Raw genomic sequence first — 22724 nt, forward strand, 5'->3', positions numbered from 1 at the left:
GGCGGCTCCTTCGAATGAACCGCAGTACGATGACACATTATCACGTGGAGGCAAGCGGTACGAACGTGACCGGCAAACCATCCTTCGGCCGCGGAATCGGGAAGACCTGCCACGCGTCGCCGCTGCCCGCCGCCGCCTCGATCCGATAGCGCATGAGCAGGTGCGCGATCAGCAGCCGCATCTGCATCGTCGCGAAGTGCAGCCCGATGCACATGTGCGCGCCGCCGCCGAACGGCACCCACGCAAACCGGTGCCGCCCCTTGGATGCCTCGGGCGTGAAGCGCAGCGGGTCGAACCGGTCGGGATCGGGCCAATGCTCGGCCATGCGGTGCGTGTAGGTGATGGCGGTGCCGACGCTGGTGCCCGCAGGGATATCATACCCGCCGAAGCTGAAATCCTTCAGCGCGCGGCGCGGGATCGACGGGACCGGCGGCATCATCCGCAGCGATTCCTTGAACGCGTATTCGGTGAGGACGAGGCGGTCGAGTTGCTCGGTCAGCGGCACCGCCGGGTCGAGCGCGACGACCTCCTCGCGCAAACGCTCCTGCCACTCCGGGTTGCGCGCCAGCAACATGACCAAGCTGGTGGCCGACGAGGTGATCGTGTCGTGCGCGGCCATCATCAGGAAATTCATATGGTCGGCAATCGCCAGCGCGGTCAGCGGCGCACCGTCGTCATCGGTCGCGCGGCAGAATTGCGAGAAGAAGTCCTGGCCGTCGCCGTTGCGTCGCGCGGGGATTTCGCGCTCGAAAAAGTCGACCAGATAGGCGCGGGCCTTCACCCCCTTGCGCATCTGCGTGCCCGGCCACGGCTTGCGGATCGGCGAGACGCTCGCCTGCACCTCGTCGACGAACGCTTGATTGATCCGGTCCGCCTCCGCGCCGAGCGGCACCCCGAGGAAGCTGGTCGCGGCAAGGTCGAGCGTGAGCTTCTTGACCACGTCGTAGAAGCGCACCGTCTGGCCGCTCCAGTTTCCGACCGCAGCCTTGATCCCTGCGTCGAGTTCGCGCGTATAATGCCGCATCGGTTCGGGCTTGAACGCCACCGACAGCGTCTTCCGGTCGGCGCGATGCTTGTCGAAATCCATCAGCATCAAGCCGCGCGGGAACAGCAGGTTGAGGATCGGCCCCCAGCCCTGTTCGGACGAAAATATCTTGTCGCGGTCGAACAGGACCAGCTCGTTCGCGTCGGGTCCGAGCAGGGTCACGCCAATGCCGCCCAGTGCGCGATTACGATAGACCGGGCCGTACTGCGCCGCCATGTTTTCCGAGAACGCGATCGGGTCGGCGAGCAACTTGAAGGTGTTGCCGACCAACGGCAGGCCGTAGCTGCCGGGGATGTGATCGAGCGCGCCCTTGGACTGACGCGGCAGCCAATGCGGGCTGGCGTTTTGCAACACGGCGTGGCTCATCGTCGGATCCTCAGCGACATGCCGGCTTGGCAAGCCTCGAATACGGGCATAACTAATGTTCTGCAACCGGGACGGGGATTCCGGGCTTTGACAGGAGAGATGCATGGACCTCGCAAACAGTGCTGCCGTTGTGACCGGCGGCGCGTCGGGTTTGGGCGCAGCGACTGCGCGTGCGCTGGCCGCCAAAGGCGCGAAGGTGGCGATCTTCGACCTTCAGGCGGACAAGGGCGAAGCGCTGGCGGCGGAGATCGGCGGCGTGTTCTGCAAGGTCGACGTGACGTCGGACGACAGCGTCGATGCCGGGTTCGCGGCGGCCCGCGCGGCGCATGGTCAGGAGCGGATCCTCGTCAATTGCGCGGGCACCGGCAACGCGGTGAAGACCGCGGGTCGATCGAAGCAGGACGGCTCGATCAAGCATTTCCCGCTCGATGCGTTCGACCGGATCATTCAGATCAACCTCGTCGGCACGTTCCGCTGCCTCGCCAAGTCGGCGGCGGGGATGCTGACGCTCGAACCCGGCGAGGACGGCGAGCGGGGGGCTATCGTCAATACGGCAAGCGCGGCGGCGGAGGACGGCCAGATGGGCCAGGCCGCCTATTCCGCGTCGAAGGCGGGCGTGGTCGGCATGACGCTGCCGATCGCGCGCGATCTGATGAGCGAGGGGATCCGCGTGAACACGATCCTGCCGGGGATTTTCGACACACCGTTGCTGGCCGCCGCGCCGCAGCCAGTGCGCGATGCGCTGGCGGCATCGGTGCCGTTTCCGAAGCGGCTCGGGCGGCCGGAGGAGTTTGCGGCGCTCGCGCTGACGATGATCGAGTGCGGGTATTTTAACGGGGAGGACGTGCGGCTGGACGGCGCGATCCGGATGGCGCCTCGGTAAAATCGTCCTCACCCTTCCTATAACGAGCGGTGATGGCTCCTTCCCTCTACCGCTTGGAAGATGGTGAGGCGGCGATGGGTGCGCTTGGTAACAACATCCACCCCGGCGAAGGCCGGGGCCCAATTGGGGTGACATCAGTGACAAAGGGCCGTGCTTCGTTACTGCGACCTTTCCAATTGGGCCCCGGCCTCTGCCGGGGTGGTGCCTCGTCGCCGAGGTGGTGCTTGGTAGCGGTCCTTAAGCCGCGCGCGCCAACTGCCGCCCCTTGATCATGTCCGCCGCCTTCTCCGCGATCATGATGGTCGGTGCGTTGGTGTTCGACCCGATCAGCGTCGGCATTACCGACGCGTCCACCACCCGCAGCCCTTGCAAGCCGCGCACAGCCAGGGTCGCATCGACCACCGCCAGCGCATCGTCGGCCGTTCCCATCTTGCACGTGCCGACTGGGTGATAGATCGTCTCGGCCGTCCGCCGCACCCAGGCGTCGATCTCGTCGTCGGTGCGGACATCCTCGCCCGGCGACAACTCCCCCGCCCGGTACGGATCGAGCGCCGCCTGCCGTGCGACATCGCGACCGATCCCGACGCAGGCGCGCATCACTCGGCGATCCTCCGCGGTCGCGAGATAGTTCGCGACGATCGTTGGATCGGCAAACGGATCGGCAGAGCGCAGCCCGATCCGTCCGCGACTCTGCGGCCGCAACTGGCAGAGATGCAGCGTGAAGCCGTCCTCGATCGCCTTGGTCTTGCCGTGATCCTGCATGATCGCGAGCACCGCGTGAATCTGCACGTCCGGCCGCGACAGCCCCTCCCGCGACGACACGAACGCCCCCGCCTCCAGAAACTGCTGACGCCCCGCTCCCTTGCCGCGCAACAGGTAATTGAGCCCGACGCCGATCATCCCCACGCCCTTGGTCATCGCGTACCCGGTTCGCAGCCCGCGCGATTTCCAGTTCATCACGACGTCGAGGTGATCCTGAAGGTTCTCGCCAACACCGGGCAGCGCGTGCACCACGCCGACCCCCGCGGCGGTCAGCCGATCCGGATCGCCGATACCCGACAGCTGGAGGATGTGTGGCGACTGCACCGCGCCCGCGCACAACAGCACTTCACGCGTCGCCGTCACGCTCTCCCCGCGCGCGCCCTTGTCGAGCACGTAATCGACGCCGGTCGCACGTCCCTTGTCGATCCGGATCCGCGTCGTCCGCGCGCCCGTGACGCAAGTCAGGTTGCGCCGCGACAGCACCGGCCGCAGATACGCCGCCGCCGTGCTCCAGCGCTTCCCGTCCGCCACCGTCAGGTCGTAGCGGCCGAACCCCTCCTGGCTCGTCCCATTAAAATCCTCGGTCACCGGATACCCAGCCTGTCGCCCAGCCTCGACCAGCGCGTCATAGAACGGACTGTCGGACTCCCCGCCCGAGATCGTCAGCGGCCCGCCGCCACCATGCAGCACGCACTCACCGCGATGATGCCCTTCGAGCCGCTTGAAATAGGGCAGCACGTCGTCGAACGACCAACCCGGCAGCCCCATCTGACGCCATTCGTCGTAATCCTGCGGGTGCCCCCGCGTGTAGACCATGCCGTTGATCGACGAACTGCCGCCCAGCCCCTTGCCACGCGGCCACCACAGCCGACGGTTGTCGAGATGCGGCTCGGGCTCGGTCGAAAAGCCCCAGTTGCTCGCATTCTTGCTCTTGATCAGTTCGCCGACCCCCGCGGGCATCCGCACCAACACGCCGTCGTTGCGCCCGCCCGCCTCGAGCAGCAGCACCGACACGTCGGGGTCCTCGGTCAGCCGCGCAGACAGCACACAGCCGGCCGAGCCCGCGCCGATAATCACGTAGTCATACGTTTGCATGCCCGCATCCTCCCCATAACGCTCCGCTTTTTACGGAGTCGCTTCACCTCGATACGCTAGCGCTCGCACAGCAGGGTCAGCAATCCCTCGCGTAACACGCCGCGCTCGATCCCTTCGGCCGCATGCACCTGGCTGAGACCTATCGCCAGCAGCGCATAGCTGCGGATCGCGGCCTCTTTCGGGTCGAACCCATGTGCCGCCAGTTGCGTCGTCAGGAACGCCACCACCTTGTCGTCATGATCGCGGATCGCGGCCGCCGCACGGGCGTCGCTTTTCGCCCAGGCCCGCATCGCCAGCGCCAGCTGTGCCATATCGTGATCGCGCACATGGTCCGCGAACGCCCGGATCCGCTCGACCGGCGGCAGGTCAGCCGCGGACAACGCTGCGACGAGCGGGTCGATATGCGCCTCCACGAAATATCGCGCGAGCGCCGCGTGATACCCGTCGAAATCCTTGAAGTGATGATAGAAGCTTCCGGTCGATGCGCCGAGCGTCTGCGCGAGACCGCGAAGTTTCAGCGCGCGCAGGCCGCCATCCTTCAACAGCTGCAGCCCGATCTCAAGCCAGTCGCGCGGCGCCAAATCCACGCGTGGTGCTGTCACAGCTTCCATTACCGTACTTGACAAGCCATTTCCCATAACGAATGTTACGTCGGAACGAAGCCGGACGCAATCCGGCATCAGGCACCACGACCGCACCATAGCGGCGGGTGCAAGAGGAGAGCGATGTTGGCCGAGGCACTGATCATCGACGCCGTCCGTACCCCGCGCGGGATCGGCAAGACGGGTAAGGGCGCGCTCGCGCACATGCATCCGCAACACCTCGCAGCGACGGTGCTCAAGGCGATCGCCGAACGCAACCATCTCGACACCGCCGACGTCGACGACATCATCTGGTCGACCTCGACGCAGCGCGGCGAGCAGAGCGGTGATCTTGGGCGGATGGCGGCACTCGATGCGGGCTATGACGTGAAGGCGAGCGGAACGACGCTCGACAGGTTCTGCGGCGGCGGAATTACGGCCGTGAACTTTGCCGCGGCGCAGATTATGAGCGGCATGGAAGACCTCGTCATCGCCGGCGGCACCGAGATGATGTCGCTGACCACGACGATGATGCAGGACGACATGGCGGCGGGCAAGCGGCCGCTCGGGATCGGATCGGGCAACGCCAGGCTCGACGCGGCGCATCCGCAATCGAACCAGGGCATCTGCGCCGACGCGATCGCCAGCATCGAGGGGATCGACCGTAAAACGCTCGAAGCGCTCGGGCTCGAAAGCCAGCGCCGCGCCGCGGTGGCGATCGCCGAAGGGCGGTTCGATCGCAGCATCGTCCCCGTTACCGACGATACCGGCGCGCTGGTGCTTGAAAAGGACGAATATCCGCGGCCAGACACCACCGCCGAGGGCCTCGCCGCGCTCCGCCCCTCATTCGCGGGGATCGCCGACGTGCCGCTCGACGACAAGGGCACGACATATCGCAAGCAGATCAACCGCCGCTATCCCGGCCTGGAGATCGCGCATGTCCATCACGCCGGCAATTCGTCGGGCGTGGTCGATGGCGCCGCCGCCGTACTGCTCGCCAGCGCCGACTATGCGGCCAAGCACGGGTTAAAGCCCCGCGCGCGGATCGTCGCGATGGCGAACATGGGCGACGACCCGACGCTGATGCTCAACGCCCCCGTCCCCGCCGCGCGGAAAGTGCTGGCGAAAGCCGGGCTGACGGTCGACGACATCGACCTGTGGGAGATCAACGAGGCGTTCGCGGTGGTCGCGGAGAAGTTCATCCGCGACCTGAAGCTCGACCGCGACAAGGTGAACGTCAACGGCGGATCGATCGCGCTCGGCCACCCGATCGGCGCGACCGGGGCTATCCTGATCGGCACGATCCTCGACGAGCTCGAACGCCGCGACCTGAAGCGCGGGCTCGTGACGATGTGCGCGGGCGGCGGGATGGCGCCGGCGATCATCATCGAGCGCGTCTGATGCACCCCGTCGCGCATGCGCTGACGTCGCCCGACAAACCCGCCTACATCATGGCGGCGACGGGCGAGACGGTGACGTATCGCGACTTGGACGAACGGGCGAACCGGGGTGCGCACCTGCTCCGCTCGCTCGGGCTGAAGCGCGGCGATGGGATTGCGGTGCTGATGGACAATTCGCCGCGCTATCTGGAGGTGATGTGGGCGGCCGAACGCACCGGCGTCTACTGCACCTGCCTTTCGTCGAAACTGACTGCGGTCGAGGCCGCGTACATCATCCGCGACGGCGATTGCCGGGCGCTGATCGTGAGCAAGGGATGCGCCGAGGTTGCCGCCGCGCTGGTACCGATGCTTGACGACGTGCGCCGCTACGTCGTCGACGGCCCAATCGACGGGTACGCGGCCTACGAAGCCGCACGCGATGCGATGCCCGCTACGCCTATCGCCGATCCGTCGCCCGGCGGCATCCTGCTCTATTCGTCGGGCACCACTGGCAAGCCGAAGGGCGTCAAGCACGCACTGTCGGAGGAGGCGTTCGGCACCAACGTCTCGCCGCTCGTGATGCTCGGCAAGGGGCTGTACGGGTTCACGCCAGAGATGATCTACCTCTCGCCCGCCCCGCTCTATCACGCAGCGCCTTTGCGCTGGTCGATGGCAGTGCATCAGGTCGGCGGCACCGTCGTCGTAATGGAACATTTCGATCCCGAAGCCGCGCTCGCCGCGATCGAGCGCTATCGGATCACGCACGCGCAATGGGTGCCGACGCACTTCATCCGCCTGCTCAAACTCCCGCCTGAGGTCCGCGCTCGCTACGACGTGTCGTCGCTCAAGGCGGTGTGGCACGCCGCCGCCCCATGCCCGCTCCCAGTCAAGCAGGCGATGATCGACTGGTGGGGACCGATCATCGGCGAGTATTACGCCGGTACCGAAGGCAACGGGTTCTGCGCGATCTCCAGCGCGGAATGGCTGACGCACAGGGGCTCGGTCGGCCGCAACCTGACCGCGCAGACGATGATCTGCGACGAGGACGGCAATGCACTGCCACCGCGCGCGGAAGGCGACGTGTATTTCGCGGGCGGCGGCGCATTCGAATACCACAACGATCCCGCCAAGACCGCGGAGGCCGCCAACGGGCATGGCTGGACGACGCTCGGCGACGTCGGCTGGCTCGACGAGGAGGGCTATCTCTATCTCACCGACCGCAAGAGCTTCATGATCATCTCGGGCGGCGTGAACATCTATCCTGCCGAGATCGAGAACCTTCTCGTCACCCACCCGAAAGTCGCCGACGTCGCGGTGATCGGGGCGCCCGACGACGAAATGGGCGAGCAGGTCGTGGCGATAATTTGCCCCGCCGACCCGACCGAGGATCGTGTGCAACTCGCCGCCGAACTCAGCGCCTTCGCCCGGGCGAACCTAAGCCACGTCAAGGCGCCGCGCCGGATCGATTTTCGCGAGACCTTGCCGCGGCATGAGACGGGCAAGCTCTACAAGCGCCTGCTCCGCGACGAATATTGGGCGCATTCGAAGGAGTCCGCATGAACTTCGATTATTCCGACGACCAGAAATTTCTCAAGGGCGAAGCGCGCAAGTTCCTGTCCGCGCACGGCGGCAGCGACCGCGTCCGAGCCGTGCTCGACGATCCCGCCAAAGCGTATGATGCGGACCTGTGGAAAGCAGTCGGTGCACAAGGCTGGCTCGGCGCGGCGATCCCCGAAGAGTTCGGTGGACTGGGGCTCGGCCATATCGAACTCTGCGCGATCGCAGAGGAACTCGGGCGAGCTTGCGCCCCGATCCCGTTCGCCTCGACAGTCTATTTCGTTGCCGAAGCGCTGATGCTGTACGGCAGCGACACCCAGAAAGTCCGATGGCTGCCGAGGATCGCAGCGGGTGACGTCATCGGCGCCTTCGCGACCTCGGAAGGCGCGGGCCCGGTCACTGCACGATCGGTCCGCACCACCGTCTCCGACGGCAAAATCACCGGCGAAAAGATCCCCGTCACTGATGGCGACGTCGCCGACCTGATCGTCGTCCTTGCGCGCGACGGCCTCTACCTCGTCGAGAAGGGGTCGGGCGTCACTGCGGAAGTCCTCGAAACGCTCGACCCGACGCGGAGCGCCGCCCGCCTCACCTTCACGGACGCGCCTTGCGAAAAACTGGGCAGCGACGACGGCATTGCCGCGATGCAGGCCGTGTTCGACCGCGCCGCCGTGCTCCTCGCGTTCGAGCAACTCGGGGGCGCGGATCGGTGCCTTGAGATGGCGAAGGGCTACGCGCTCGATCGCTACGCCTTCGGCCGGCAGATCGGCGGGTATCAGGCGATCAAGCACAAGCTCGCCGACATGTACGTGAAGAACGAACTCGCGCGCTCGAACGCCTATTATGGTGCGTGGGCGCTGAACGCGGGCGCCGCCGAACTCCCGCTCGCCGCCGCCACGGCGTGCGTGGGCGCTTCCGACGCCTATTGGTTCGCGTCGAAGGAGAACATCCAGACGCATGGCGGGATGGGCTTCACCTGGGAGTCCGACTGCCACCTCTATTACCGGCGCTCGCGCCAGCTCGCACTCGTCGCCGGCAGCCCCGCGGCGTGGCGCGAACGCCTCGTCGGCCAACTCGAAATGCGCAACGCCGCCTGAAAGGACGAGCATGGACTTCAAGGACAGCGACGCCGAAGCCACCTACCGCACCGCCGCGCGCGCTTGGCTCGACGCGAACATCGTTGAGCATGACGCGGGCCATTACGCCGACGACATGGCCAAGGCGAAGGCTTGGCAGGCGCGGAAAGCGGCCGGCGGCTATGCGTGCATCACGTGGCCGCAGGAATGGGGCGGCGGCGGTGGCACGCCGATCGAAAGCGTCATCTTCGGGCAGGAAGAAGCGCGCCACGCGGTCGATGGCAGCTATTTCACGATCGGCCTCGGCATGTGCGTGCCGACCGTGATGGCCTATGCGGACGACGCGACCAAGCGGCGCTTCGTCGGCCCGGCGGTATGCGGCGACGAGATCTGGTCGCAGCTCTTCTCCGAACCCGCTGGCGGTTCCGACGTCGCGGCGATCCGCACGCGCGCCGTCCGCGACGGCGACGACTGGGTGATCAACGGCCAGAAGGTCTGGACCTCGGGCGCGCATTACAGCGACTATGGCATCGTCCTGGTCCGCACCAACCCCGACGTGTCCAAGCACCAGGGCCTGACGATGTTCTGGCTCGACCTGAAGGCGCCGGGGATCGAGATCCGGCCGATCCACCAGATGTCCGGCGGGTCGAGCTTCAACGAGGTCTGGTTCGAGGACGTCAGTATATCCGACGCGCAGCGCCTTGGCCCAGTCGACGGCGGCTGGAAGGTCGCGCTCTTCACGCTGATGAACGAGCGCCTCGCGATCGGCACGAGCGGCGGCGTCGGCCCGGAAGACATCCTCGCCTTCGCTGCCCAGGCCAATGGCGCAGACGGCCCGCTGCTGAAGGACGCTGCGTTCCGCCAGACTCTCGCCGACTGGTGGGTCCAATCGGAGGGCCTGCGCAACACCCGGATGCGGACGATCACCGCGCTGTCGAAGGGCCAAGTGCCCGGCCCCGAAAGCTCGATCGGCAAGATCGTCGCCGCCAACCAGTTGCAGGCGATCGGCAACACCGCAGTCGAGGCCGGCGATCAATACGGCATCATATCCGACCCCGCGCTGACCCCGCTCAAAGGCGCGTTCCACGCTGCCACGATGTGGGCGCCGGGCTTGAGGATCGCCGGCGGCACCGACGAGATCCTCAAGAACATCATCGCCGAACGCGTCCTCGGCCTTCCTGGCGAGATCCGCGTCGACAAGGATCAGGCGTTCCGGGACCTGCCGGTCGGCGCGTGAGCAGGACCACCGGTCAGGGCCCACCGCTGTCAAAGGGGGGGCTTGCGGGAACACCGTCGGAGGTCCAGCTTTGGCTTATGAAACATAAGGATATGCTCGAACGAAGCGTGGTCAGTGATGGCCATGCCGCCGCAGTCTCGATCAGGATAGGCGCTCGGACACGGTTCGATGCGGGCGTGACCAGCAAAGGCTTGTTGTCGGTTGGCATTCTCGTGTCCAGCATCCTGCTGTCGAGCGCGGTGATCGTCGCGACAAGCAGGAGGCCTATCGGAAGGTTGCCGACATCTTCTCCCGGCGAGCGATCCGTCTAGTCGCCGCGAGTGGTCGCGAACGACGACCGTTAGTCGTGTGCCTCACCCACCTGCTTCGGATGCAGGCCCTTCGCCCCCTTCGAGGATGCTCAGATGACCGATATGCACACCATCCTCACTATCCAGCGTGACGCGTTCATGGCGGAGCTTCCGGTCACCAAGGCCGTCCGGCTCGATCGCCTGAAGCGCGCGGCGGCGATGGTGCGGGATAACGCCGCGCGGTTCTGCGACGCGATGTCGGAGGATTTCGGCCACCGCAGCGCCGAGCAGACGATGATGACCGATATCGGTGCCTCGCTCGCCCCGATCGCGCATGCCGCCAAGCATCTCGATCGCTGGATGAAGCGCGAACGCCGGCCGGTCCAGTTTCCGCTTGGCCTGCTCCGTGCGAAGGCTTGGGTCGAATATCAACCCAAGGGCGTGGTCGGCATCATCGCGCCGTGGAATTTCCCCGTGAACCTGTTGATCGCGCCGCTGGCGGGCGTGTTCGCCGCGGGCAATCGCGCGATGGCCAAGACGAGCGAGTATACGCCGGCGACCGCCGCGCTGTTCGCGGAGATCGTGCCCAAATATTTCGCGCAGGACGAACTCGCGATCATCACCGGTGGCCCGGATGTGGGGAAGGATTTCGCCGCGCTGCCGTTCGACCATCTCATTTTTACCGGTGCGACCGCGATCGGTCGGCACATCCTCCACGCCGCCGCCGACAACCTCACCCCCGTCACGCTCGAACTCGGTGGCAAGTCGCCCGTCATCCTAGGCAAGTCGGCGGATATCGCGCGGGCGACCGAACGCGTGACGCTCGGCAAGATGATGAATGCGGGCCAGATCTGTCTCGCGCCCGATTACATGCTCGTGCCCTCGGCGGACGAAGCCAAGGTCGTCGATGGTATCAAGGCGGCGGCCAGCGCGATGTATCCAACCCTGCTTGCCAACGCCGACTACACGTCGGTGATCAACGATCGCCACCACCAGCGCCTTACCGACTGGATCGCCGATGCCAGGGCCAAGGGGGCAACCGTCGAAATCGTGAACCCCGCGAACGAGGATTTCGCCGCCGCCAATTCGCGGAAAATGCCGCTGCACATCGTCCGCGACGCGACCGACGACATGATCGTGATGCAGGAGGAGATTTTCGGCCCCGTGCTGCCGATCCGCCGCTACGACGGCATCGACGACGCGATCGCGCAGGTGAACCGCCGCGACCGGCCGCTGGGGCTGTATTATTTCGGCAGCGACGAGGTGGAGCGCCGCCGCGTGCTCGACCGGACGATCTCGGGCGGGGTGACGCTCGACGACGTGATTTTCCACATCTCGATGGAGGACCTGCCGTTCGGCGGCAGCGGTCCCTCGGGGATGGGCGCTTATCACGGTATCGACGGCTTCCGCACGTTCAGCCACGCCCGCGCCGTCTACAAGCAATCGCGACTCGACGTCGCCAAGCTGGCGGGATTGAAGCCGCCTTATGGCGCGGCCGCGGCCAAGACGATCGCCCGTATGATCCGCTGATCGTCCGTCGGAGTGGGCGATGGCGAGCGCTCGTTCGGATCGCCGCAGCTTCATTTGCGGGGTGGACAGGATGGCCAAGTGACAGTCCGCCCACGCCCCGCTACCCCTCCTGATCGTGCACCGCCTTCGCCGACTTTCCCTGTCCCATCGATACCTGGCGGCGTTGCTCTGCGTGGCGGCGCTGGCGATGAAGCTGCTGGTTCCCTCAGGGTACATGGTGTCGAGCGACCATGGCGGGATCGCGATCACGCTCTGCCCGGGCATGGTCCCGCAGGCTCAGACAGCGCAGGCGATGGCGATGCCGGGCATGCACGACGACGCGGGATCGTCGGCGACCAATGATCCATCGGCCAAGCACGGCAAGGCAGAGATGCCCTGCGCATTCGCCAGCCTGACGGGACACGCGCTCGAAAGCGTCGATCTTGTTCTGCTCGTCGCCGCGATCGCCTTCGTCATGGCGCTTGCGCGGCGATATGCCACGGTCCTCCCTCCCGGTCTGACACGGTATCTGCGGCCACCGCTACGAGGTCCACCGATCGCCCTGTGATCCTTCGAACTGCGCATCCTCGAACGACGATGCGCACCGATTCATGACGCGCATCCTGGGGTTGCGCGTCGATCACGGGAATTGCCGATGTTTCGATTCACGCCTCTCCACGAGGCGGCGATGACGCTAGCCGTCGCTGGGCCGCTGCTTGCCTGCGCGAGCCCAACCGCCGCGCAGACCGCCAATACCCCGCCTTCCGAAAGCGACACGCGCTTCACCATTGGCGATATCGTCGTGACCGCACCGAGCATGGCGCGCTCGACCGGGAACGTTCTGACCTCGGTGGACGTGCTGGGCGGCGATGTCGCGCAACGCCAGTCGGTCGACAACGCCTGGGAGGTGTTCGCACGCTTGCCGGGCGTCGTGCTTACCGACTTCAACCAAGGCACGACTTCGGGACGCTTCTCGATCCGCGGGTTCAACGGCGAGGGTGAGATCAACGCGGTCAAACTGATGATCGACGGGATCCCGACCAACGACAATGCCGGCGGGATGACCGGTATCGACATGATCGCACCCCTCGACATCGCCGGGATCGAACTGGTCCGCGGCACGTCCGACCCACGCTGGGGCCTTAACAACATCGCCGGCAACGCCAACATCCTGACCCGGATCGGCGGCACCTATCTCGACGCGCGGGTCATCGGCGGCGCGTTCGGGACGACCGACGGTCAGGTCTCGGCGGGGCTCGAACGCGGCAAGTTCAGCCAGAACTACCTGGTGAGCTATCGCCGCACCGATGGCTACCGGGACCATGCCGATCTCGATCGTCTCAATCTCGCGGGTAAGTGGTTCTACGATTTCGGCACCACCCGGCTCGGCGCGATCGTCCGCTATTCGACAGCGACTGCGCAGGAACCCGGTTACCTCACCGATACCGACGCCTATACCGACCGGCGGCGATCCTACGCCGTGTCGCAAACCGATGGCGGCAAGCGCCGGATCGGCCAGTACAGCCTCCACCTCGATTCCGACCTCGCCGACACGCTGGCGCTTACAGCGAAGGGCTATGCGAACAGCCTGACGGACGACCGCTACGTCCGCTTCTCGGCAAGCGTCGCGCAGCAGCGACGGCTGACCGACGAATGGCAATATGGCGGCACGGTCGCGCTCCATTATCACCCGAAGGTCGACTTTCTCCACGCGCTGATGATCGAGGCCGGTGGCGACGTCCAGGTGCAGGACAACAGGAGCCTGCGCTGGCTGACCGATCGTCGCGTCATCACCAGCCAGACGCGCGATCAGCAATTCGGCCTGACGGTCTATGGCGGCTATCTGCAGGCGGTGATCGAGCCGACCGCCTGGCTCAAGATCACGCCGGCATGGCGGGTCGACCGGGTCGACGGGCATTTCGCCAACCGACTTGCCGGCACCACCGCGCCGATCAACGACTATGGCACGATCAGCCAGCCCAAGCTCAGCGTGGCGATCACCCCGGTCCGCGACGTTACGCTCTATGCGAACTATGGCCGGACGTTCCAGATCGGCGCGGGTTCGGGGGCCTATCTGGTGCCGCCACGCACGACGGACGTCGCCCCCTCGATCAACGACGGGTTCGAGGGCGGCGTGAAAGTCACGCACGGTCGCTGGCTCGAGGGACGCATCGCGCTGTGGCAGCAGACCGCGAGCGGCGAACTGAAGCGGCGCCTGAACGACCCGTCCGGCGATTTCGACAATCTCGGCAAGACCCGGCGACGCGGGATCGACCTTCAATTCGACGTCAAACCGGTGCGCGGCGTCGACCTGTGGGGCAGCTATTCGCACCAGACCGCGACGATTGTCACGCCCGACCCGGCAACGCCTTCGCAGGCCGGCAATGCGATCGATCATGTGCCGCAGAACGTCGTCTCCGGCGGCCTCGACGTCACGGCAATCGACCGGTTGCGGCTATCGCTTTGGGGCAATGGTCAGTCGAGTTACGAACTTACCCCAGCCAACACGCAGGGACGCTATGGCGGCTATGTCGTGCTCAACGCCGAAGTCGCCTATGCCGTCACGCCGAACGTCGAGGTGTCGCTGCAGGTCAAGAACTTCGCCAACGAGCACTACGAATATGTCTGGTACGACGGGACGCAACGGCTCCACGCCCCCGCCGATCCGCGCGCGCTGTTCGGCGCGGTGCGGCTGCGGCTCTGATGCCCGCCCAGATCACCGCCCGGCCTCGATCGGTGCGCGTCGTCGTTCGTCACATCCATCTCTGGCTTGGTCTATCGGTAGGGCTGGTGTTCGCGTTCGCCGGCCTGACCGGTAGCGCGCTCGTCTTCTATCCGGAGATCGACGCGGCGTTCAGCCCGGCGTTGCGCGCAGTGCCGGACGGTACGCGCCCGCCATCGTGGCAGGCGGTCGTGGATACGCTGCACCGCGAGCATCCTTCGCGGACCGGAGCCTGGCGGATCGAGATCGACCCGGAGGGCGGCGCAATCCCGGTCCGCTACTACACGCCCAAGGAAACTGCTGGGCGCGCCTTCGCGCCGATGCTGCTGTGGATCGACCCGGTCCGCCTGACGACGATCCGGACCGGGTTCTGGGGCGATACGGTCGTAACCTGGATCTACGACTTGCATTATCGCCTGTTGCTAGGCGAACCGGGCGGGATCGCGATGGGGATAGCGGGCATCGCGATGCTCATCCTGATCGCCAGCGGCATCTGGGCATGGTGGCCGAGACCGGGTGGATGGTGGCGGGCGCTGCGCTTCAAGCGCCCCGCCGCGGCGATTCGTCGGCTCTACGACCTCCACAAGCTGACCGGACTGATCGGGCTGGTCCCACTACTCGCGGTCACCGCGACCGGCGTCCTGCTCGACCTGCCCGACCAGACCCGGCCGTTGATCGCCCGCGCGTCGCCGCTCTTTCATCTCCCCGCGCTCGTCGTGGTGCCGACTGGCCCTGCGCTTCCAACGGATCGTTTAATTGCGATCGCCCAGCGCAGATTTCCGGATGGCGCCCTCGCCTGGATCGAAACGCCAGCAAATGCCACGGCGCCGATCCGGATCAACCTGGCGCGCCCCGGCGAACCGAGCCGTCGGTTCCCGCGCACCAATGTCTGGCTCGATCCCTATACCGGCCAAGTTCTCGCCGTCCGGGACGGGCTCGCCGATACCAGCGGCGATACGGTGCTGAGTTGGCTCCACCCGCTGCACGGCGGCGAAGCGTTCGGATTAGCGGGCCGGTGGCTGGCGTTCGTGACAGGGCTGATGCCTAGCGTCATGCTCGGCACCGGCCTGTTGCGTTGGCGACGACGCTTGCAGTCCCACCATGCCTATCCCCGCCGCAAAGCCTAGTCGCACGGCGGGGCTCAGCTCAGGCGATCCCCGCGCCGCGCCGAACCGCCAGGGCGACGCCCGCCCAGTCTACATCCTCGCCTTCGCTGGCGATCACGGATCGCAGATGGTCGCGCACGATTCCGAGGATCGGCATCGGTGCGCGCAGGCTGGTCGCGGCGGTATCGGCCAGCGTCATGTCCTTCAGGCCAAGCGGCGCAGCGAACCCCGCCGGGTGGAACCGGTCCTCGACGAGGATGTCACCGTACGTCTGGTAGATCGGAGCATTGAACAGCGTGCCGGTCAGCACGTCCAGCAAGGTCCGCCGGTCGACGCCCCCTTTTTCGGCCAGCGTCATCGCCTCCGCCATCGCCTCGATCGCGGCCATGATCATGAAATTGCCACTGAGCTTGACGAGATTGGCGGCCGAAGGCGTGTCGCCGATCCGGAACGTCCGCTGCCCGATCGCGGCGAACAGCGGTTCGCACCGATCGAGGTCGGCGAGCGCACCGGCCGCGATCACGAACAGTTTGGCCGCCTCCGCTGCGACGGGCCGGCCGAACACCGGTGCCGAGACGAAGCCGTTTTGCGCGTCAGCAGCCAAGCGATCCGCGAGCGCGATCCCGACCGTGCTGTGCGACACATGGAGCGCGGGGGCGCCCTGGATACCTCCCTCGCCATACACTACCGTCTCGACCGCGGCATCGTCCGCGAGCATGGTCATCACGACCTCGCCTCGCGCCGCGTCCGCCGGAGTCTCAGCCAACCGCGCGCCTGCACTCACGAGTGCCGCAGCCTTCTCTGCCGACCTGTTCCATACCGTCACGTCGTGCCCGGCCTTGAGCAGATTGGCCGCCATTGCGCTGCCCATCTGGCCCAGGCCGATAAAACCGATCTTCATGTCATCAATCCTGTCTTGGTATGCCACAACACAGCGCAGGGAACGCGCGCTCGTTCCGATATTCAGACCAAGGCCTAGTCGACGCTCGGTCTATTCCGCGGATCGAACGAGTTCGACGATGTCGAAATCATACCGATCCCAGCCGCGCGCGATGCCCGGATCGCTGGCGGCCGCGCGCTTGCGGCGCGCCTCGGCGAGCGACTTGGTATGGCCCCAGAATACTTCGGTCCGCGCGCCGCCGAGGTGCGCGACCAGCCGCCAGTAATGCGTGAACGGTGTCGCCGTCGGTCCGATCGTCTTCACATACCCGTCGGGTAGGGTCGCGGTCAGCAGATACTTCTTCTTCGCCATGGCCCGGCAAGCATGCACCAATCGGACGGGCACCGCCATCGGTCGCACGACAGCCCGCATCCAGCCGCAAGCCGCGATGTGACAGTGGCCTGCGGGGTTGAACCCCGGCGATACCCCGACGATGTAGTCGAGGCTTAGCGGCAAACCGCCGTGCACCGGCATGCGCGGCCTGGACCATGCCCGGAACAGAAATGGAGACGATCGATGACGACGGCCTATGACACGAGCCTCGGCCTGTACATCGCTGGCGAATGGGTGAGCGGCGGCGGGCGCGATACACGCGACGTACTCAATCCCGCGACCGGCGCAGGCCAGGCGGCGTTGCCGTTGGCGACCGCCGCCGATCTCGACCGCGCGCTGGAGGCGACCCAGCGCGGGTTCGTCGCATGGCGCGCGACCCCGCCCGAAAAGCGCGCGGCTATCCTGATACGCACCGCGCAATTGCTCCGCGAGCGCGCCGACCACATCGCGCGGATCGCGACGCTCGAACAGGGCAAGATCCAGGCCGAAGCGAAGGGCGAGGTCGCGTTCGCCGCGGCGCTGCTCGATTTCCACGCCGGCGAAGCACTTCGCATCTATGGCCGCGTCCTGCCCCGTCCGTCGGGCGCGCGCAGCATGGTCCTGCACCAGCCGGTCGGTCCGGTCGCCGCCTTCTGCGCATGGAACTTCCCGGTCATGAATGTCGTCCGCAAGATCGCGCCGGCGCTTGCGGCAGGCTGTTCGATCATCATCAAGCCGTCCGAGGAGACCGCCGGCAGCGCGGTCGAGGTGCTGCGGTGCTTCCAGGATGCCGGCCTTCCCGGCGACGTCGCGCAGTGCGTCTTCGGCGTTCCCGACATGGTGTCCCGCCATCTGCTCGCCTCGCCGATTACGCGCAAGCTGAGCTTCACCGGATCGGTGCCGGTCGGCAAAGCATTGATGAAGCTTGCCGCCGACACGATGATGCGGACCACGATGGAGCTCGGCGGCCATGGTCCGGTGCTGGTGTTCGACGATTGCGACCTGGACAAGACGCTCGACACGCTGGTCGCGCACAAGTTTCGCAACGCGGGCCAGGTTTGCGTCGCGCCGACGCGCTTCCATGTGCAGGACGGAATTTACGACCGTTTCGCGGCGGGCTTTGCCGAACGGACGCGTGCGCTGAAGGTCGGCGACGGGATGGCCGCGACGAGCCAGATGGGCCCGATGGCCAATGCCCGCCGGCCCGAGGCGATCGCCGAACTGGTCGGCGATGCGACGGATCATGGCGCAAAGCTGCTCGCCGGGGGCGACTATGGTGGCAGCAACGGGTTCTTCTTCCAGCCGACCGTGTTGTCGGACGTACCCTTGTCGGCGCGCGCGATGAACGAGGAGCCGTTCGGGCCGATCGCTCTGCTCAGCCGCTTCGCGACCGACGAGGACGCGGTCGGCGAGGCGAACCGCCTCCCATTCGGTCTGGCGGCGTATTGCTTCACTGAAAACGGTCGTCGGCAGAACATGCTTGGCGACGCGATCGAGGCCGGCATGATCGCGATCAACACCGTCCGGCTCAGCTATCCCGACAGCCCGTTCGGCGGGATCAAGGACAGCGGCCACGGATCAGAAGACGGTCCCGAAGGTGTCGCAGCGCACCTCATCACCAAGGCCGTCCACATTAGCTGATACTAAAGGGACGGCGGCCGACGCGGGTTACCCTGTGTATCGGCCGCTACCCTGCCGCCCAGAACGACTGGGCAAGCCGTCGATGCATCGAACGCACCGCGCTGGGCTCGGTGTCGGACAGCGATTGTGCCACGTCCAGCAGCGCAACCCGGCGATGCAGGTCCATACTCGCATCGATCAATGTCCGCGCACGACCGGGCAGCGATTCGAGCAGGACACGGTCGGTAACCGGGCCGGCACCGAGTCGACGCGCCGGATCGAGCGCATCGTCGACGTCGAGTTCGCCCGCCTGGATCGCGCGTTGCGTCAACAGCCAGGCGATCACATGCATCAGGCGCGTCGTGACTTTCAGCGATTCGCAGCTGAAACCGACCCGAACGAAGGGATCCAGCCCGTCGCGTTCGCTACGCCCCACTTCGTCGAAATACGCGCGCGCCTCGTCCGCGAGCAGCATCGACTCGCTGTACAGCGCATCGATCAGCCGCCGATGCATGCGCGATCCGTCTCGAATATCAGTCATGATCGGTCGAATGGCATAGCGTGCGACCTACGCACACTATCGCAAACGCCGCATTAACCCAAACCTGTCCCGAAACGCGTCGATTACGGAATACGCCGGACACGCATGCAGGCGTAAGCCCGACGCTGATCAGGCTATGATGTCGGGAATGAGCATGTCCTCGCGCGCGACGATCTCATCACGCAGCCGCAGCTTGCGCTTCTTCAATCGCGCCATTTGCAATTGGTCGGGCACGGGTTTGGCCGCCAACGCGGCGATCGCGTCGTCGAGATCACGATGCTCGATACGCATGCCGTCGAGTTGAGCCCTGGTTTGCGCCTCGTCCACCTCGTCCCCCGGTATTGCTGGCTGCCGGTGTGCCCCTTAGCAAATCGACCGGTTTGCGCGAGCCATAAACCGACCATTTCGCCGATACGCGACGGTCTGAGCATTACGCGTCCACATCACCGGTCGTCGCGGAAAACCGCTCACCCAATCGATTAGGTCGGTTTCCGATGAAGACATTTTCGTGACGTAGTGGTTTACTGCACGTCCCACCCGAATGCAGGAGGTATCCTATCGTGCAGACGACGCATCAGACAGCTCTGGAAACCAAGCACGCCGTGCTCGATCAGCGTATTGCGGCCGAAGCGCACCGGCCGATGCCCGATGCTACCATCCTCGCAGACTTGAAGAAAAAGAAACTGAAGCTGAAGGAGGAAATCGTCAGCCTCTGACTGCTATGTCCTCTGATGGCAGCGCTCCCCGGACTCGTTCGGGGAGATACTTGGATGCAACTATCGCCGAATGCACTTTCAGCGTCTCGGCGCGCCGTCAGGATCTGGACGAAGCCTTCGCTTGAAACGGCATGGTATCCGGTTTCGCTACACCGACCGACTTTCGCGCCTTCTTCGGGTCGATCGGCAAGTCCAGCGCGACGCCTATCCGGCCTTCGGTGCACCATGCGACTTTCCCGGAGACGTCGCCGATACCGCGAAGGCACAACTGCACCGGGGTCGCGATCGCGACCACCTTGTCCAGTTCGAGCATCAATCCGCGTTCGGACAGGTTACGCACCCGGACTTCGCGCATCCCCGCCTCGTCGCCAAGCCTGAGTTGCGCCATGAGAAACAGGCTGTCGCGGCTGCCGACACGATTGCCGGACGGATCGCTTGCGAGCGGAGAGGTTGACGACGATGTGGGGCCACCCGCGGTAGCGATCACCGTTAGCGAATCAAAACTGTCTACCACTGATTTCACCTCGTCTGTCGCCGCCCAGTGGTAGCATGATGCTGCGGCAAAAGACCTAGGCATTGCCGCGCCGCCGGCGATTGCACGCGAGCGGCGCCTGTCGATCAATCTTCGCGGGACACCTTCTCGTGACGCTCGTGCCGTTCTTGCGCTTCGACGGTCATGGTAGCGATCGGTCGTGCTTCCAGCCGGGCCAGACTGATCGGCTCGCCGGTTACTTCGCAATAGCCATATTCGCCCTCGTCGATCCGGCGAATCGCGGATTCAATCTTGGAGACGAGCTTGCGTTGCCGATCACGTGTCCGCAGTTCAATCGACCAATCGGTCTCGCTCGACGCGCGATCCGTCAGATCGGCCTCGCGCAGCGAATCGACCTGCAACTGCGACAGCGTTTCCAGCGACTCCCGCAGGATCGCCTCTTTCCACGCCTGCAGCTTGCGTCGGAAATACGCTTGCTGCCTCAGGTTCATGAAGGGTTCGTCGGCGTCGGGCGTATACCCCTCGCCGCCGTCCACGCCGCCATTATCGGCGCCATGCGCGTTCATATCGCTTCCGTCCGTCCCACGGTCGTTCGCAGCATTGCGATCGGATTTGCCGGTATCGTCCATACGATTCATAACGGTCGCCATACCACTCTCCCTATGACTCCATCGGATCAGCCACGCCGACCTCCAGAAGCCCCCCCCAAATGGTGAAAGCGCCTATAGGCGCAGCCGCCCGGCACCACAAGCGACCGGACTTGCGCATCCGAGACCAAGAATGACATTTTATTGCGGCTGTTAATGAAGTGATGCTGCGGACGTCAAACCCCGATCAAAATGGGCCTTTTTGCGGCGCCGGGGAGATCAACTCGACGGCGACATCTGACATACTGATGCTGTTATGTCCCAGCCCGGCACGTTAACGTCGAATCACTCGACTATGGACATGTAAATAGTTCGTTAGGTATCGCAGACTTGGTTTAGGTAGTTGCACTTAATGGTTTGTTGGGCAGTTAGTCGGATAGCAGTATGCGAGCTGCGGCGGTGTCCGGCATGAGAGCGAATGCCGAAAATGAAAGAATGACGATATGTCGGTGAGGATGGCTCTGGCGAAACTGTGCGCATGCGCGTGTGGCGGTGCCTTGATCGGCGGCGGCGCGGTTCATGTCGCCGAACGTCCGGCGCGAACGGCGAACACCAAGCGCATTCTGGCGAAGCGGGTCGTGCATCGTCAGGTTGCGTCCGCCCCCCGCCCGCGCCTCCGTCGTCGGGTCACGACGACGACCAGCGCCGCCTGTACGCCGACGATCGTCACGGTTGCCAACGCGCCGCGTGATCCGGCGATCGCACCGGTCGGCAGTGGGTTCATCGGCGGCGGTGGCGCGGTCCCGGTCGTCGTCGGCGGCAGCGGCGGATTCTTCGGCGGCTCAGGCGGCTTCGGGGGTGGTTTTGGCGGCGGTGGCGGTTTCGGCGGCAGCGGCTCCGGCGGCAGCATCGTGGTCTCGTCGACCTCCAGCGGTGGCTCGTCGTCGACGTCGACAGGCGGCGTGAGCAGCACGTCCGCTTCCGGTGGTTCGAGCGGCGACGTGTCGTCTTCATCAAGCGGTAATGTCTCGTCGTCGTCCAGCGGGAACGTCTCCTCCTCGTCCAGCGGGAACGTCTCGTCCGCGTCGAGCAGCAGCACGTCGTCTGCGTCGTCGACATCGTCGGCAAGCAGCACGTCCACCAGCAGCAGCACGAGTTCGGGCGGGACGCCGCCAGGATCCAGCGATGGCCCACCGGCACCTGTCCCGGCGCCACCGATGGTGCTGCTCTTCGGAGCAGCGGCAGCGGCCCTTGTTGCAAGAAAGCGCTTTACCAAGTCGGCAAAAGCCGAGGCGTAAAGCGGATTTGGCACTCCCTGAGACACGCAAAAGGCCCCGCTGGATCGATCCGGCGGGGCCTTTTTCTTGCCGATCGGCGTCGCGCGTCAGGCGTTCTTGAGCGCTTTCTCGATATCGGGGATCGGATGACCGGTCAGATCCTTGTCGAGCTCGCCGGCAAGCCGACTGCTCACTTCCTTGTGATAGTGCTTGCGCATCTCTCCCAGTGTCTTGGGCGGTGCGACGATGATCAGCGACTCGAAATCATTCTTCAGCGCACGGACCTTCAGAAAGTCGGCGGCCTCTGCCGCAAACCGATCCTCTTCGAGCTGGTGGAAATCGGTCGGCTCGACCGAGCTCTGCACGCCGCCGCGTGGCGACGATGCGCGCCCGGCGGCATCGGTCGCCTGATCGCGGGTCGCAGGATTGATGCGCTCCTGCGCCTTTTCAACGACCAAGTTGGGGGCTGCGTTGTCGCCCTCGTTTCGCAGGAACAGCATCTTGCGGCCATCCGCCACCAGGACGACGGAGTTGTGGGGAAGCTGCATGCGGTATCTCCTTTTCGCGTTGCGTCTGTCGGGTTGAACGCGTCGCAGCGTCTCCAGGTTGCGCAGACGGTGCGCCCGCCTT

General features: G+C 65.5%; 21 protein-coding genes and 1 pseudogene. 11 read left to right on the forward strand and 11 right to left on the reverse strand.

The window, feature by feature from the left end; all coding sequences use genetic code 11:
• Window positions 1-40: 40 nt before the first annotated feature.
• Entirely contained in the window at window positions 41-1411 is a 1371-nt protein-coding gene (locus U1707_RS01750) for a cytochrome P450 (protein WP_332798432.1), read from the reverse strand.
• A 103-nt stretch (window positions 1412-1514) separates the two neighbouring features.
• Between U1707_RS01750 and U1707_RS01755 the strand changes: the two genes are divergently transcribed.
• Complete coding sequence (locus U1707_RS01755) at window positions 1515-2294, forward strand: SDR family NAD(P)-dependent oxidoreductase (RefSeq protein ID WP_332798433.1); 780 nt, start codon at window positions 1515-1517, stop codon at window positions 2292-2294.
• A gap of 237 nt (window positions 2295-2531) precedes the next feature.
• Here the strand turns inward: U1707_RS01755 and U1707_RS01760 are convergent, their stop codons facing one another.
• Together U1707_RS01760 and U1707_RS01765 are read right to left on the reverse strand one after the other, a co-directional pair.
• Window positions 2532-4151 (reverse strand): choline dehydrogenase, encoded by a 1620-nt coding sequence (locus tag U1707_RS01760; protein ID WP_332798434.1) that lies wholly within the window; start codon window positions 4149-4151, stop codon window positions 2532-2534.
• Window positions 4152-4207: 56 nt separating this feature from the next.
• The gene (locus tag U1707_RS01765; protein WP_332798435.1) at window positions 4208-4762 is read right to left on the reverse strand and encodes a TetR/AcrR family transcriptional regulator; all 555 of its coding nucleotides are present in this window, start codon (window positions 4760-4762) and stop codon (window positions 4208-4210) included.
• Between the two features lie 117 nt (window positions 4763-4879).
• Between U1707_RS01765 and U1707_RS01770 the strand changes: the two genes are divergently transcribed.
• From U1707_RS01770 to U1707_RS01805, 8 genes and pseudogenes are all read left to right on the forward strand, one after another.
• Window positions 4880-6133: an acetyl-CoA C-acetyltransferase gene (locus U1707_RS01770; RefSeq protein WP_332799024.1), complete on the forward strand. Its 1254-nt coding sequence runs from the start codon at window positions 4880-4882 to the stop codon at window positions 6131-6133.
• Window positions 6133-7671 carry an acyl-CoA synthetase gene (locus tag U1707_RS01775; protein WP_332798436.1) on the forward strand — a complete coding sequence of 513 codons (1539 nt, stop codon included), beginning with the start codon at window positions 6133-6135 and terminating at the stop codon, window positions 7669-7671. Before U1707_RS01770 ends, U1707_RS01775 begins: the two co-directional genes overlap by 1 nt.
• Window positions 7668-8765, forward strand: a complete 1098-nt coding sequence (locus U1707_RS01780) for an acyl-CoA dehydrogenase family protein (protein ID WP_332798437.1) — start codon at window positions 7668-7670, stop codon at window positions 8763-8765. The genes U1707_RS01775 and U1707_RS01780 overlap by 4 nt, the downstream gene beginning before the upstream one ends.
• 10 nt (window positions 8766-8775) lie before the next feature.
• Entirely contained in the window at window positions 8776-9981 is a 1206-nt protein-coding gene (locus U1707_RS01785) for an acyl-CoA dehydrogenase family protein (protein ID WP_332798438.1), read from the forward strand.
• A 392-nt stretch (window positions 9982-10373) separates the two neighbouring features.
• A pseudogene (locus tag U1707_RS01790) lies at window positions 10374-11801 on the forward strand (coniferyl aldehyde dehydrogenase); the annotation flags it as partial.
• A gap of 187 nt (window positions 11802-11988) precedes the next feature.
• Window positions 11989-12348, forward strand: a complete 360-nt coding sequence (locus tag U1707_RS01795) for a hypothetical protein (protein ID WP_332798439.1) — start codon at window positions 11989-11991, stop codon at window positions 12346-12348.
• An 87-nt stretch (window positions 12349-12435) separates the two neighbouring features.
• Window positions 12436-14484: a TonB-dependent receptor gene (locus U1707_RS01800; RefSeq protein ID WP_332798440.1), complete on the forward strand. Its 2049-nt coding sequence runs from the start codon at window positions 12436-12438 to the stop codon at window positions 14482-14484.
• Entirely contained in the window at window positions 14484-15629 is a 1146-nt protein-coding gene (locus U1707_RS01805) for a PepSY-associated TM helix domain-containing protein (RefSeq protein ID WP_332798441.1), read from the forward strand. Before U1707_RS01800 ends, U1707_RS01805 begins: the two co-directional genes overlap by 1 nt.
• Window positions 15630-15648: 19 nt before the next feature.
• On the opposite strand, the gene U1707_RS01810 is transcribed toward U1707_RS01805, so the two are convergent.
• Together U1707_RS01810 and U1707_RS01815 are read right to left on the reverse strand one after the other, a co-directional pair.
• Window positions 15649-16509 (reverse strand): NAD(P)-dependent oxidoreductase, encoded by an 861-nt coding sequence (locus U1707_RS01810; RefSeq protein ID WP_332798442.1) that lies wholly within the window; start codon window positions 16507-16509, stop codon window positions 15649-15651.
• A gap of 90 nt (window positions 16510-16599) precedes the next feature.
• Complete coding sequence (locus tag U1707_RS01815) at window positions 16600-16860, reverse strand: hypothetical protein (protein WP_332799025.1); 261 nt, start codon at window positions 16858-16860, stop codon at window positions 16600-16602.
• A 204-nt stretch (window positions 16861-17064) separates the two neighbouring features.
• Between U1707_RS01815 and U1707_RS01820 the strand changes: the two genes are divergently transcribed.
• Window positions 17065-18501, forward strand: coding sequence for an NAD-dependent succinate-semialdehyde dehydrogenase (locus tag U1707_RS01820; protein ID WP_332798443.1), 1437 nt, complete (start codon window positions 17065-17067; stop codon window positions 18499-18501).
• 46 nt (window positions 18502-18547) lie between these two features.
• On the opposite strand, the gene U1707_RS01825 is transcribed toward U1707_RS01820, so the two are convergent.
• Both U1707_RS01825 and U1707_RS01830 read right to left on the reverse strand, forming a co-directional pair.
• Window positions 18548-19021, reverse strand: coding sequence for a DUF1465 family protein (locus U1707_RS01825; RefSeq protein ID WP_332798444.1), 474 nt, complete (start codon window positions 19019-19021; stop codon window positions 18548-18550).
• Between the two features lie 129 nt (window positions 19022-19150).
• Window positions 19151-19312: a DUF465 domain-containing protein gene (locus U1707_RS01830; RefSeq protein ID WP_332799026.1), complete on the reverse strand. Its 162-nt coding sequence runs from the start codon at window positions 19310-19312 to the stop codon at window positions 19151-19153.
• A 269-nt stretch (window positions 19313-19581) separates the two neighbouring features.
• Between U1707_RS01830 and U1707_RS01835 the strand changes: the two genes are divergently transcribed.
• Complete coding sequence (locus U1707_RS01835; protein WP_332798445.1) at window positions 19582-19737, forward strand: DUF465 domain-containing protein; 156 nt, start codon at window positions 19582-19584, stop codon at window positions 19735-19737.
• Window positions 19738-19834: 97 nt separating this feature from the next.
• Here the strand turns inward: U1707_RS01835 and U1707_RS01840 are convergent, their stop codons facing one another.
• The 4 genes from U1707_RS01840 to U1707_RS01855 form a co-directional block, all read right to left on the reverse strand.
• Window positions 19835-20359, reverse strand: a complete 525-nt coding sequence (locus U1707_RS01840; protein WP_332798446.1) for a PilZ domain-containing protein — start codon at window positions 20357-20359, stop codon at window positions 19835-19837.
• Window positions 20356-20796 (reverse strand): RNA polymerase-binding protein DksA, encoded by a 441-nt coding sequence (gene dksA, locus U1707_RS01845; RefSeq protein ID WP_332799027.1) that lies wholly within the window; start codon window positions 20794-20796, stop codon window positions 20356-20358. The genes U1707_RS01840 and dksA overlap by 4 nt, the downstream gene beginning before the upstream one ends.
• 667 nt (window positions 20797-21463) lie before the next feature.
• Complete coding sequence (locus U1707_RS01850) at window positions 21464-22093, reverse strand: hypothetical protein (RefSeq protein ID WP_332798447.1); 630 nt, start codon at window positions 22091-22093, stop codon at window positions 21464-21466.
• Between the two features lie 108 nt (window positions 22094-22201).
• Window positions 22202-22642 carry a host attachment family protein gene (locus tag U1707_RS01855; protein WP_332798448.1) on the reverse strand — a complete coding sequence of 147 codons (441 nt, stop codon included), beginning with the start codon at window positions 22640-22642 and terminating at the stop codon, window positions 22202-22204.
• Window positions 22643-22724: the final 82 nt, after the last annotated feature.

The sequence above is a fragment of the Sphingomonas sandaracina genome (assembly GCF_036663695.1).
Lineage (GTDB): Bacteria > Pseudomonadota > Alphaproteobacteria > Sphingomonadales > Sphingomonadaceae > Sphingomonas.